The sequence below is a fragment of the uncultured Granulicatella sp. genome (assembly GCF_963515095.1).
Classification (GTDB): Bacteria; Bacillota; Bacilli; order Lactobacillales; family Aerococcaceae; genus Granulicatella.
The window spans coordinates 20,891-34,348 of record NZ_CAUPXD010000002.1 but is presented as its reverse complement, the minus strand read 5'-3'; the positions used below and the strand labels follow the sequence as shown (position 1 = coordinate 34,348).

Sequence of the window (13,458 nt, the reverse complement as noted above, 5' to 3'; positions counted from 1 at the left end):
GCTAACGCAGCTTTTTTTGTTTGCTCTTATTTTGACATCGCCAACACATCATCTAAATCTTGTTGGATGATTTGGTTTGGATTAATGGATGGATTATTACCGAATCGAGTAGCTAGACGTAATCTTAATTTCTCATTAAAGTTACGAATCCAACGACCATTACTACGGTCATTCGTACGAGCATATGCTGTTGCAACAGCTTGACGATATGCTTCTTCATCTACCGTTAAGGAATCACTACCTAATTCATACAATCCAATTTGAGCAATTTCTTCAGATGTATAATCTTCAAAATCAAATGTATTTGGAACACGACTTGCTAATCCTGAATTTGTTTCTAAGAAGGTACTCATTTCTTTATGATATCCTGCAAAAATGACAACCATATCATGACGATGATCTTCCATAAACTTCAAGATTTCATCAATCGCCTCTTGTCCAAAATTATCATTAGGACCATGTTTTAAAGAATAAGCTTCATCAATAAAGAGTACGCCACCTAATGCAGCATGTAATTGTTCTCTTGTTTTAATGGCAGTTTGCCCTTGATAACCACCAATTAAGTCCCCACGGGAAACTTCTACCATTTTATTCGTTGCAATCATGCCTTTTTGATACAATAATTCACCAATAATTCTAGCAACAGTTGTTTTACCCGTTCCTGGATTTCCTAAGAATAAAGAATGTAACGTAATATTTTTTGTTTCAATTCCTTGTTCTTGTCTTACCTTCGATAATTCTACTTGGCTAATAAAGGCGCTGACTTGTTCTTTTACTTTTTCTAAACCGATTAATTGATTTAATTGCTCCCATGCATCAGCTTTATGATCGGATTCTTCATAACTTCCTTGTGACAATGCTTTTTCAATATCTTGGTTTTTAATTAAAGTCATCTCTTCGCCATCTTGTGACATCACACGGAAAATAAATTCTTGCATAATTTGCTCATTTTGATTACGAATCCATCGAGCATTACTCTTATCTAATGAACGTTTATAAGCTTTTTTAATGTTACGAGCATAAAATTCTGGATCTTCAACTTTTCGAGCTTTTCCTTCAAAAATTTTAAGTCCCATTTGAACAATTTCATCAGGTGAATAATCTTCAAACACTAACTGATGTGGCACACGAGAATTAAAGCCTGGATTAACATCGAAAAATTGTTCCATTTCTTTTGTATATCCTGCAAAAATCACCATAATATCATCACGATGGTTTTCCATATACGTCAATAGTTCATTAATTGCTTCTTCCCCTGTGCTATTTGAACCTTTTTTATTCAAAGCATACGCTTCATCAATAAATAACACGCCGCCTTTAGCTTCTTCTAATTTCTTACGAGTCTGTTCTGCTGTTTGATTCACATATCCAGATAATAAATCAGCCGCTGATACTTCTACAAATTTGAACTCTTCCCCTTTTAAGGCTCCATATTGAAATAGGATTTGTCCCATTAAACGTGCTACAGTTGTCTTACCCGTTCCTGGATTTCCTAAGAAAGCTGCGTGCATCGTCATTTTTTCTGGAGGTAATCCTTGTTCAATTTGTAATTGATTATATCTTGCTTGTTGAATTAATTTATCAACTTTTTCTTTGACAGTTTTGAGACCAATTAGTCCTTGCAACTCTGCATAGTAATCAGTATTCGTTTGATGATCTTTTTTTGCATTTACTATTCGAATAATTTCCCCGTTTTCACTTCTTTCTGGGGCGACTTTATGTTTCTGAGAAATTCTGCATTGACTTGTTTCATCTGTTTCATAATTCAGTTTTGTAGCATCTCCATTTAAATGAATAAAGTCATTGGCAACGAAGCACGAACCTTCTTTCACACGGATTATAGTAGAAGTTTCTTTTTCCACTTCAACACTATCTCCAACAAATAAAGCATTTGTTGTTAAACTAATAGGAATATGTTGACTTTCTTTATTTAAAAATCGTAATCTCCCCTGTGAATATAAAGTGGAGTCTCCATCAATCGCAAGATTATGCTTTATAGCGCCATTCACCATACGAATATGGCTATTTTTTAACTTCATAAAGTCTACATTTAAGTTTTTGAAAACTCCTGTACAAGACTTTTGTAAGTAAATCGTATAATAATCCTTTCCAACACCATGTATTAGACTATCTTCAATCACTAGTTCACTTTTGCTTGCATTTAAAACAGCTTGACTTCCACCCTCAAACGTTCCAGAAACTTGACTTGAAAGAATCGATAGTTTTGAATCATCAACCCATAAAGAAGTAGGTCGGCTGCACTCCATTTTTGAACGTACAAATGCTAATTCAGAATTTTCACGAATTAATAATCGATTTTGAATCGTAGAATTTTGAATAGAAATAGCTGAATGAATAAATTTCATCCCTAATTGGTGTTTGTCCGGTAATTTTGTCGTAACCTTCTTAAAATTGACTTTACTTTTTTCTTCTGAAAATATTAAGAAATGATCATTTTCTGGAAAATCTGTTTGCAATACACAGTTTTCAAAAGTAACTTCCGATTCTCCTGTAATATGAAACATATTGGCATTTTGTAATACTGACATCCACAAGTTTTGAAAAGTCACTTTAGCCTTATTAGAAATTTTAATCTTTCCCGTAATCGTATTTAAATACCTATTCCCTTCTACATGACCAACAATTGTAATATTTTTTGTCATCTCAGTAACAGGTTCTTTTGTAAAATTCATTGTCAAATGAGGAGTAAATTCTATAATATCTCCATCCTCAGCTGCTTCATAAGCCGCATCAAAATCCCAAGTATCTTCAGTTACACCCACAAGAAATCTTGGCATATTCTCACTCCTTATATCTTTATATTTCGTCAAAAATTCTACGTATAGTAGTTTTATTATACCAATATTAGATTAAAAACTCTATTAAAAAAAGGCTTCGTTCACGGAACAACCTTGGAACAAAACCTCTAAAAACGTTGATATATCAATAACTTAAAAGGAGAAGAGGAGATTTGAACTCCCGCGCCGCTTTCACGACCTATCGCATTTCGAGTGCGACCCCTTCAGCCTCTTGGGTACTTCTCCATTATTAACAATAGTATATTCCTTTTCCTCCAACTCCTCAAGATTTTTCCAAAAAATTATATGAAATTCACAACTTATCCACAGAGTTATCCACATGTACACATGTTCGCTACTAAATTTTGTTTTTAAATTGCCTTCTATCCCCCATATATTGGTCAATACCCTTTTTTTGTAATTTTTCTGTTATATCATGTTCGATTACTTTATCCACAATTTTATTCCACTATCCAAAGTTATCCAAAACATCTATAATCGTTGATATAACAACGTTTTATCAACATTAACTATAAACTTATTCACAACTTACCATTCACTTGTGGATAACTTATTTTCAAAAAAAGCCTATGATATCAACGATTTTAAAAAATATTTTTTCTTTTTTTCTGTACAACTAAAAAAACTATCCACATAGTTATCAACATTTTTGTGGATAACTATGTGGATACCATCATTTTATTCTATTTTTATAAACTTGGACTATCTGAGCTTGTTAATTGAATCGTTGTTGTTTGTTTTTGTCCATTTCTATAGTAAGTAACTTCCATACTAGAACCAACTGTTTTACTATATAGTGCTTTTCTTAATGTTTGTACACCTGTAATTGGTTTACCATCAATTTCTGTAATGACATCATATTGTTTTAATCCGCCTTTACTTGCGCTACTATCATCTTGAACATCTGCTACAACGACACCTTCTTTCACATCGTTAGATAATGCTAATTGTTGACGTCCTTGAGAAGAAACAGATGTTAAATCTACCATTGAAATTCCTAAGACTGGACGAATCACTTTTCCTGATTTTTCTAATTGATTAATAATTGAAACGACTTCATTACTTGGAATTGCAAATCCAATTCCTTCTACACTAGACTTACTAATCTTCATAGAATTAATTCCAATGACTTGTCCTGCTGCATTGACTAATGCTCCACCAGAATTTCCCGGATTAATAGCAGCATCTGTTTGAATAGCCGTTACTACCCAATCTTGTTTTCCATCGCCATCCACATCTGTTGGAACAGAACGATCTTTGGCAGATACAATTCCTTGAGTGACACTTGTAGCAAATTCAGTTCCTAGAGGTGAACCGATAGCAATAGCTGTTTGACCCGCTTTCACTTCATCAGAATTTGCAAATTCAGCTACTGTAGTCACTTTATCTGCTTTAATTTTTAATACAGCTAAATCAGTCCACTTATCTGCACCAATTAATTCTGCTTTTTCACGAGTACCGTCTGCCATTAATACTTCTAATTCTTGAGAACCAGAAATGACATGATTATTTGTTACGATATAAGCATAGCCATTTTCAACTTTATAAATAACTCCACTACCTTCAGAAGCAGTTGTTAGATCACTATCTTCTGTTTTTTGATTTTGTCTACGACTTTGTCCGTGGCTTCCAAATAAGTTATTTTGATTTAAACTTTGTTTATTAATAACAGATACAACTGCATTTTTTACATTCGCAACAACATCTGAAACGTCTCCAGCACCCTTATTCGATAAAGCTGTTGGGCTTGTTTTTACAGTTGTCGTACTTGTTGTAGTTGATTTTGCTCCAGTTAATTGATTTAATGTTCCTGTTGCACTCATAGCGCCAAATCCAATAATAACGGCTAACAATCCACCCGTTACTCCTCCAACAAAACCGGAACGAAAAGCTTTTTTCTTTTTAGCACTTCTCTTTTCTACCGGAGTAGGTTCTTGTGTAATTTCTTCATTTAACGCTGTATTTTCTTGTGTAGTTTCTACTTCTTCATGGAATTCATTTGTCATGAATATCCCTCCTTTTTCACTTTAGCAATCACTTCATTGCTTTCTTTTGATACTCTTATACTAATCTAGCTTTTTGAAAAAAGTTTGAAGATAGTGTAATTAAATCGTTATAAAGCTGTTAAAAATCCCATTATTATTTGAAAATTTTATTAAACTCTAAACAATTCTGTCGGTTCATATGGGTCTGTATGATACACTTCAAAAGTTTCATGAATGCCACAATCGTGTTGTAATAAAATCGATTCAGCTGTTTGATACGCTAATTCTTTCAAATTATTATCTTGACTTAAATGACCTAGATAAATTCTCTTCGTCTTATCTCCCAGCATTTCGCACATTGCTAATGCTCCATCTTCATTAGATAAATGTCCTTTATCACTCAGAATTCTTTGTTTTAAATGCCAAGCATAATTTCCCATGCGTAACATATCTACATCATGATTACTTTCCATTAAATAAGCATCTGCATTATATAATAATCTTCTTAATTTCTCGCTAACATAGCCTGTATCGGTTAACATCACAAATTGCTTTTGATCTTTTTGAAAGGAGTAAAATTGAGGACAAGCTGCATCATGAGATACAGCAAAACTCATTACATCAATATCTCCAAAAGTTTTTGTTACTCCTGGTTCAAATAAGTGCTTTTGTTCTTGCTTAATTACGCCGATATTTTTATTTTCCATCGCTTTCCATGTTTTCTCATTGGCATAAATATCCATACCATATTTTCTTGCTAATACTCCGATTCCTTTAATATGATCCACATGTTCATGCGTCACTAAAATCGTATCAATATCTGCGACTGAACGTCCTATTTTTTCCATTTGAGCAGTAATTGCTTTCCCAGTTAACCCACAATCAACTAAAATTTTTCGTTGTGGCGTTTCAATATAAGTCGCATTTCCCGAGCTTCCACTCGTTAGCAAACTTACTAAAAAACTTGATTCACTCATGCTGTTTTCCTTTCTTAATCATCTACATTTCTACTACGGATTCGTTGTATTCACTGTTTCTGTTGCTTCATTTGTTAATACTGTACCACGAATCGCATCTACTCGACGAACGAGAGTTTGTCCATCTGCTTGTTTAAATTCTACATACCATGCTGGAGAATAAATTGATAAATCTTTTAACGCTAAAGACTTATAATACGATAATCGGACAACAGAAACTGTAGAACGAGTTGGAATTCTTCCGGCTAAATATAATACTTCCATTGCTTTTTGAGAAGTAATTAAAGCACGATTAGCCCCTAACACCTCAGCATTCCCCGCAAAAGTTTGTTCATAACTAATCACTTGATTATTCGCATTTAACGTAAAAATAATTTGACTACTTCCATCCATGACCGGAATTTGATTTGCACGTTGCGCATAAATCACTTTTCGTGTTGTCGGATTATAATTAAACCAAGTATATTGATTTCCGTTAATAATCGAACCACTTTCTACATAACTTGTTAATTCTGCAAAATTATCCATTGTAGCAATACTATTCGCATCCAATGTTAATTGAATCGGTGCTAATAATTGAGAAGAAATAACCCCTTTATCATAAGTTGCAACTTGGCTTGGTAAAATGCTGATTAAATGTTCAATGTTAGTTGGACTAATTTGAATAATCGGAAGAGATTCTACCGTTGTATTCACACCTGTCACCGTTATACCGTCCGTTCTCATTTGTTCCATCACATTGATACTTGTATTCAAAGGCGTCTTAATTTCTTTTTTCATTTGCCAAAATGTTCCAAACAAAAAGATATCTAGAAAGAGAAAACTGATAATTAACACTAATGTTGAACGTCTAAAATCCATCGTTATCTCCTCCTTGTTCAAGCGTTGGTAAAGTCAATTCTTCTAAAGTTTTCCAAGTATGATCTATTTTAATAAACCAATTTGGGACAAACTCAACAATTTGGTTACTTTCACGGCTTAATTGCCAAGCATATCCTAAACGAATATCTTCTAATGTATCTAATGCAACGCCTTTTCCTAAAATTTGATCCATTAAGTCTTTTCCACTCATTAAATCAATCGATTCATTTTTAGATGGAATGGGTGTTTCTGCAATTAAAGAAGACACACGCATTTTTTCAATTCCTGTTGCTGTAATAATAAATTGAGATAACCCTTCTTTAGCATTTGAAAGAATCGGATACTTTCTTACATAACGCATATATTCTACAATTTTTCGTTCACTATCAAAGTCTGAAAAACTCATTCCTAATTTCCATCCACCTAATTTCTTCATTTGTGCAAAAGATTGTTGTAAATGAACGGTTGGAGTTAACTGTTCATCATCGACTCGATTTTGGTAATAAGAAATAACATTCGTAGAACGATCCATTTTTAATTGGGATAAATTATCATTATATATAATCGATTGTCCATCACTTCTATTTCTTAACTCAGAAGGATTTGCAAAAAGTTGAGTAATATAAAAACTCATCGGAATTTGTTCCATTAAGTATGTTTGTTTTTCAAGAGGAATGGTATTCACTTCAATAAAAATTTGTTTATGTTTCAAAATATAAGATTCTACTAAGTGAAATTTATCCTCCTCATAATATTTAGCAAATTCTGTTTGAATATCTACATCTGACTTAGCTTGAAATACTTGCTTTGTATAATCATTAATAAAGTAAACATTCTTTTGATCATCATGGCGATAAATGATACGACTAAACGTTTCTTGTTTATATTCGTCAGGCACATCATTAAAATATCTTGTCATAACTCCAAATGTTACTGGAGCATCAAATAGTAACTGACTAAATGAATCTCGAATAACTAATTGTTCATAATTTTCTTGAGAGAGTACTTCTTTTTTCGATAAGTCTTTATATTTTCCTACAAAGAAATTATTCACCGAGTCTAGAATCGAAGCATCACTAGTCATTTTCACTTTATTTTCATGAGAATAAACAAAGCGTGTTGGTCGAAAAACATCTTCTAACGTATAATTGACTCTTGTTTGCGTACTAGCATCTTGATTAGTAGAAGCGACATTTCTCGTAAATCCATTTGGAGAAAAAATTTCTACTGGACGAAAAACAACAACTGTTGTTAATACTGAACTCAATAAACTTAATAAACAGAGTAGTGCTACTAAAAATCTTAAACGGATTCTCATTCCCATTCACCATCCTCTTCAAATGGAATATACGGTAAGGAAACAAAGAAGGTTGAACCCTTGTTTTCAATACTATTCACCCAGATTTTTCCGCCATGTAATTGGACTACTTCTTGCGCAATCGCTAATCCAAGTCCACTACCTCCCATTGCACGAGAACGAGCTTTATCTACACGATAGAATCGATCGAATAGATGAGGAATATCTTTTCGGGAAATTCCTAACCCTTCATCACTCACACTCACAATAATATCCGTATGAGTTTCCATTAAACGAACAATAATACGTCCTCCATCTGGAGAATATTTAATCGCATTATTAATAATATTATCTAACACTTGAGTAATCTTATCTTGGTCTAATTCCACCCATAAATCACGTTGCGTAATATCCGTTAAAATACGATAATTTTTATCACGATAAGGCTCAGACTGCAATACCATTTCAAATCGACTGACAATATGAACTACTAATTCATTCATATTAATAAATTCTTTTTCCAATCCTAAACGATTTTGGTCCATACGAGATAAGTTTAACAAATCTGTAATCATTCGCATCATACGTTCTGTTTCAGTTTCAATGACTTTTAAAAATCCTGGAGCAATCTCTTTATTTTCCCACGCTCCATCAACTAATGCTTCAGTATAACTCTTAATACTTGTTAATGGCGTACGCAATTCATGCGATACATTGGATACAAAGTTTCTACGCTCTCTATCAATTTTTTGTTGTTCAGTAACATCTGTTAAAACGCAGACTAGTCCACTAATAAAACCAGATTCACGCTGAATAACAGAAAATTCACATTGAATAATGGAATCTTCTCCATCATCTTCCAAGTGGATCAAACGCTCTTGTTGCGTTTCTAATAACTCTCTGAAACTTACTTTTTCTTCCAACGGTAAAATAGATAATAATGGAATCCCAATCACTTTTTCAGACTTTAAATTCAAAATATCCAATGCTGCCGTATTCATAATGACAATACGCCCACGTCTATCTGTCGCAATTACTCCATCACTCATATGACGCAAGACACTGTCTAAGCGTTGACGTTCTGACTCCGTACTTTCTTGAGCTTCTTTAATTTTGAAGGATAAATCATTGATTGCTTGACCTAATTGACCTAACTCATCATCACTGTATATTTTAACTTCGCCCGTATAATTTCCTTCCGCAATTTTTTCCGTTTGCTTTTTCATTTCCGCAATCGGTTTTGTAATTCCTTGAGAAATTAAGAAAGTAATAATAATAACCAACACAATGGCAATTAAAGATGAACTAACGAAAATAACCCCGATATCTTTTACTTGAGCATACCTCGACTCGATGTTAGTCGTCACAGAAATAATGCCTAGAGGATTTCCTGAATTGCCACTACTAGACGAAATTGGGGAAACAATTTTCCAATAACGCGTATCATGTTCCGTATAATTATAAGTATATACTGTGTTCGTTAATAACACTTGTTGCGCATCTGATTCCGTAGTTCTAGTTCCAACAACCGATTGTTGAGACTGATTAGTCGTTCCTAATATATACCCTTGCGAATCTAAAACTCTTGCTTCCACAATACTACTACCCGTCGGATAATCTTGCAGAATTTTCGAAATTTCTGTAATCTTCACTTCATCCTTGTCTTCTCTATCTAAAATAGGTTGCACACTATTTTTCAAAAATCCAACTTGTAATTGAATTTGTTCTTGGAAATTTGAAATCATCTGTGTTTCTAATTGACGAAGAAAGTTTGCAACAATCAATTGCAACGAAATCATCAGCATGAAAATAAATAACACAGGAATTTTAAATTGAATGGAACGAAAGAATCGTTTCACTTTTTGCATTGTTTTTCTCCTTTATAGATAATAAATGCGCCTTTCTTCCCAGAATAGTTCTTGGTAAAGAAAAGCGCATCTTTCTAAGCTTCTTTTTCTTGTTCTGGAGTTTTAATATAGTACCCTACTCCACGTCTTGTCATAATCCATGTAGGATGACTTGGTGTGTCTTCAATTTTCTCACGCAAACGTCTCACAGTTACGTCTACTGTACGAACATCTCCGAAGTAATCATATCCCCAAACCGTTTGTAATAAATGTTCTCTTGTAATGACTTGCCCAATATGTTTTGCTAAATAGTGAAGTAATTCAAATTCACGATGTGTTAATTCAATTTCTTCTCCTCGTTTAGAAACGACATAGGCATCTTCATGAATAATTAAGGAACCTAATACAATTTCATTTGCTGGTTTTTCTTCCTCAGGTTCACTTGGAGCGACATGTTGACGACGTAAATTAGCTTTTACACGTGCTGTTAATTCTCGATTTGAGAATGGTTTTGTCACGTAATCATCGGCTCCTAATTCTAGTCCTAATACTTTATCAATTTCTGAATCTTTTGCAGTTACCATAATAATTGGAACATTACTTGTTTTACGAATTTCTCTGCAAACTTCTAATCCTTCAATTTTTGGTAACATCAAATCTAAAATGACTAAATCTGGATTTTCCTCAGCAAAAACTGTTAATCCTTCTTCTCCATCAAATGCGGTAACAACTTCAAAACCTTCTTTTGACAAACTAAATTTGACAATATCTGAGATTGGCTTTTCGTCATCTACTACTAAAATCTTTTTCATAACTAGCTCCTCTCTTACAATTAAGCGTTCAGGAAGACTATTCACTATCCCAAACATCTTCTAAAATATTGGTTTGATTTCTATCAGGACCTACTGAGAATGTTGAGATTTTCACTCCTACTAATTCTGAAACTCTACGTACATAGTTTTGCGCTTCAATTGGTAATTCATCCAATGTACGGCATCCTGTAATATCTTCACTCCAACCTGGAAGTTCTTCATAAACTGGTTCACATTGTCCTAATTCTACTAAACTTGCTGGATAATGGCTAATTTCTTCTCCATTTGATTTACGATAGGCAACACAAATTTTTACTGTTTCTAATCCAGTTAATACATCGATACTATTTAAGCATAGATTTGTAATACCTGATACACGTTTAGAATGTCTCATCACAACACTATCAAACCATCCAACACGGCGTGGACGTCCTGTTGTTGTTCCATATTCACGACCAACTTCACGAATACGGCTTCCAATTTCATCAAATAATTCTGTCGGGAATGGACCATCTCCTACACGAGAAGTATAGGCTTTACAAACACCGACTACTTTTGTCACTTTTGAAGGACCAACACCACTACCAATCGTTACTCCACCTGCTAATGGATTAGAAGAAGTTACAAATGGATATGTTCCTTGGTCAATATCTAACATTACGCCTTGTGCACCTTCAAATAATACGCGTTTTCCATTATCTAAAGCATCATTTAATAATACAGAAGTATCGCAAACATATTGTTTAATTTGTTGTCCATATTCATAATATTCTTCAAAAATTTCTTCAAAATTCATTGGATTTGCATCATATAATTTCGTAAATTGACGGTTTTTATCTTCTAAATTCAAACGTAAACGTTCTTCAAAAACTTCTCGATCCAATAAATCCGCAATACGAATCCCTACACGAGCGGCTTTATCCATATATGCAGGGCCAATTCCTTTAATCGTTGTACCGATTTTCTTGTCCCCTTTTGCTTCTTCTTGTAAACGATCCAATTCAATATGATATGGCAAAATCACGTGCGCACGATCTGAAATTCTCAAATTATCAGTCGTAATATTTCTTTCATGTAAATAGGCTAACTCTGTTACTAAAGATTTTGGATTAACAACAACTCCATTTCCAATAATACAAAGTTTTTCTGGCGAGAAAATTCCTGACGGAATTAAATGCAATTTATACGTTTCTCCACCAAACTGAATCGTATGTCCAGCATTATCGCCCCCTTGATAACGAGCAACATACTCCGCTTTTTCACTTAGGAAATCAGTAATTTTACCTTTTCCTTCGTCTCCCCATTGTGTACCTACTACTACTACTGATGACATATTCGCACCTCTTTAATTGATTTTTTTACATTGGTGGCATTGTAGCTTCTAAACTTTTCGATGCTATCGATGTAAATTTATTGTATTCTTTTATAAACATTAATTCTACGGTTCCTCGTGGACCGCTACGGTTCTTTTCTATAATGACTTCAATAATATTATTCGACTCTTGTTGTGGAACATTTCCATCTTCATCTGGTTCTTGTCGGTAATAATCATCTCGATATAAGAATGCTACAATATCCGCATCTTGCTCAATCGAACCTGATTCACGAATATCCGACATTACCGGACGCTTGTCTTGTCTTTGCTCTACTCCACGTGATAATTGAGATAAAGCAATAACTGGAACACTTAGTTCTTTAGCAAGTTTCTTTAAATTTCTTGAAATTTCTGAAACTTCTTGTTGACGACTTTCTCGTCCATTTCCTTCAATTAATTGTAAATAATCAATCACAATTAATCCTAAATTATTTCGTTCTTGTTTTAATCGTCTACATTTTGCACGAATTTCCGACACTCGAATACCAGGTGTATCATCAATATAAATTGGAGCATTCGATAAAGTACCCGATGCTACAAAATAACTACGGAGTTCTTCTTCTGTTAAACGACCATTTCGCATATTACTTGCATCAATACTGCCTTCCGAACATAACATCCGGTTTACAAGAGATTCCGCACTCATTTCTAAACTGAAAATGGCTACCGTTTCATTTGTTTTTGTTGCAACATTTTTAGCAATATTTAATACAAACGCTGTTTTACCAACAGATGGACGTGCTGCTAAAATAATTAATTCATCCGAATGAAGTCCTGAAGTCATTCGATCTAAATCAATGTATCCTGTTGGAATTCCTGTAATTTCTCCCGTATTTTTCATACGCTCTTCAAGAGATAAATACGCTTCGTTCAAGACTTTTGTAATATCTACAAATCCTGCTCGATTTCTCTTTTCAGAAACTTCTAAAATACTTCGCTCAGCTCTATCCAACACGACTGCTACTTCATCTGTTTCACCATATGCATCTGTTGCAATATCCGTAGAAGTTCGAATTAATTTTCGTAAAGTTGATTTTTCACTAACGATTTTAGAATAATATTCTACATTCGAAGCAGTTGGAACTTTTTCAGCTAATTCTAGTAAATAAAATTGTCCCCCTGCATTTTCTAGTTGTTTATTTTGATTTAAACGTTCTGCAACTGAAACAATATCAATGGGCGAAGAATCATTATTTAATTCCACCATCGCTTTAAAAATCACTTGGTGATTTACTCGATAAAAATCTTCTGGCACTAAAAATTCCATCACAGGCACAATTGAATCTGGATCTAATAAAATTGCTCCTAAAACAGATTGTTCTGCATCTAAATTTTGTGGTGGAATTCTTCCTTCAAATTGTTCATCCACTAGTCCATTGACACCTTCTTTCATTCCATACATACGGTGTCATTTTACCATAAAATCTACAAAAGAAACAGACAGAACCTTTCGTAGAACAGAAAAAATCCAAGACGGTTTCTCCG

9 protein-coding genes and 1 tRNA gene are annotated in these 13,458 nt (G+C 33.7%); all 10 read right to left on the bottom strand.

Annotated elements, in window-relative coordinates; all coding sequences use genetic code 11:
• Positions 1–26 precede the first annotated feature (26 nt).
• The 10 genes from RWL86_RS00855 to dnaB all read right to left on the bottom strand — a co-directional run bounded on the left by RWL86_RS00855 (position 27) and on the right by dnaB (position 13,342).
• Positions 27–2,798 carry an AAA family ATPase gene (locus tag RWL86_RS00855; RefSeq protein WP_314076723.1) on the bottom strand — a complete coding sequence of 924 codons (2,772 nt, stop codon included), beginning with the start codon at positions 2,796–2,798 and terminating at the stop codon, positions 27–29.
• Between the two features lie 158 nt (positions 2,799–2,956).
• Positions 2,957–3,044 (bottom strand) — tRNA-Ser (locus tag RWL86_RS00850).
• Between the two features lie 464 nt (positions 3,045–3,508).
• A complete protein-coding gene (locus RWL86_RS00845; RefSeq protein WP_314076722.1) occupies positions 3,509–4,825 on the bottom strand; it encodes a trypsin-like peptidase domain-containing protein in 1,317 nt (438 codons plus the stop codon).
• A gap of 149 nt (positions 4,826–4,974) precedes the next feature.
• Positions 4,975–5,781: an MBL fold metallo-hydrolase gene (locus tag RWL86_RS00840; protein WP_314076721.1), complete on the bottom strand. Its 807-nt coding sequence runs from the start codon at positions 5,779–5,781 to the stop codon at positions 4,975–4,977.
• 33 nt (positions 5,782–5,814) lie between these two features.
• Positions 5,815–6,642 carry a two-component system regulatory protein YycI gene (locus tag RWL86_RS00835; protein WP_314076720.1) on the bottom strand — a complete coding sequence of 276 codons (828 nt, stop codon included), beginning with the start codon at positions 6,640–6,642 and terminating at the stop codon, positions 5,815–5,817.
• Positions 6,632–7,966 (bottom strand): two-component system activity regulator YycH, encoded by a 1,335-nt coding sequence (locus RWL86_RS00830; protein ID WP_314076719.1) that lies wholly within the window; start codon positions 7,964–7,966, stop codon positions 6,632–6,634. The genes RWL86_RS00835 and RWL86_RS00830 overlap by 11 nt, the downstream gene beginning before the upstream one ends.
• Positions 7,957–9,807 carry a cell wall metabolism sensor histidine kinase WalK gene (gene walK, locus RWL86_RS00825; protein WP_314076718.1) on the bottom strand — a complete coding sequence of 617 codons (1,851 nt, stop codon included), beginning with the start codon at positions 9,805–9,807 and terminating at the stop codon, positions 7,957–7,959. Before walK ends, RWL86_RS00830 begins: the two co-directional genes overlap by 10 nt.
• A 74-nt stretch (positions 9,808–9,881) precedes the next feature.
• Positions 9,882–10,598: a response regulator YycF gene (gene yycF / locus RWL86_RS00820; RefSeq protein WP_314076717.1), complete on the bottom strand. Its 717-nt coding sequence runs from the start codon at positions 10,596–10,598 to the stop codon at positions 9,882–9,884.
• Between the two features lie 37 nt (positions 10,599–10,635).
• Positions 10,636–11,931 (bottom strand): adenylosuccinate synthase, encoded by a 1,296-nt coding sequence (locus tag RWL86_RS00815; protein WP_314076716.1) that lies wholly within the window; start codon positions 11,929–11,931, stop codon positions 10,636–10,638.
• Positions 11,932–11,956: 25 nt separating this feature from the next.
• The gene (gene dnaB, locus RWL86_RS00810; RefSeq protein WP_314076811.1) at positions 11,957–13,342 is read right to left on the bottom strand and encodes a replicative DNA helicase; all 1,386 of its coding nucleotides are present in this window, start codon (positions 13,340–13,342) and stop codon (positions 11,957–11,959) included.
• Positions 13,343–13,458: the final 116 nt, after the last annotated feature.

Coding starts and splice junctions, on each gene's coding strand:
- RWL86_RS00855 (WP_314076723.1), bottom strand. CDS start 2,798: ATGCCAAGATTTCTTGTGGGTGTAACTGAAGATACTTGGGATTTTGAT.
- RWL86_RS00845 (WP_314076722.1), bottom strand. CDS start 4,825: ATGACAAATGAATTCCATGAAGAAGTAGAAACTACACAAGAAAATACA.
- RWL86_RS00840 (WP_314076721.1), bottom strand. CDS start 5,781: ATGAGTGAATCAAGTTTTTTAGTAAGTTTGCTAACGAGTGGAAGCTCG.
- RWL86_RS00835 (WP_314076720.1), bottom strand. CDS start 6,642: ATGGATTTTAGACGTTCAACATTAGTGTTAATTATCAGTTTTCTCTTT.
- RWL86_RS00830 (WP_314076719.1), bottom strand. CDS start 7,966: ATGGGAATGAGAATCCGTTTAAGATTTTTAGTAGCACTACTCTGTTTA.
- walK (WP_314076718.1), bottom strand. CDS start 9,807: ATGCAAAAAGTGAAACGATTCTTTCGTTCCATTCAATTTAAAATTCCT.
- yycF (WP_314076717.1), bottom strand. CDS start 10,598: ATGAAAAAGATTTTAGTAGTAGATGACGAAAAGCCAATCTCAGATATT.
- RWL86_RS00815 (WP_314076716.1), bottom strand. CDS start 11,931: ATGTCATCAGTAGTAGTAGTAGGTACACAATGGGGAGACGAAGGAAAA.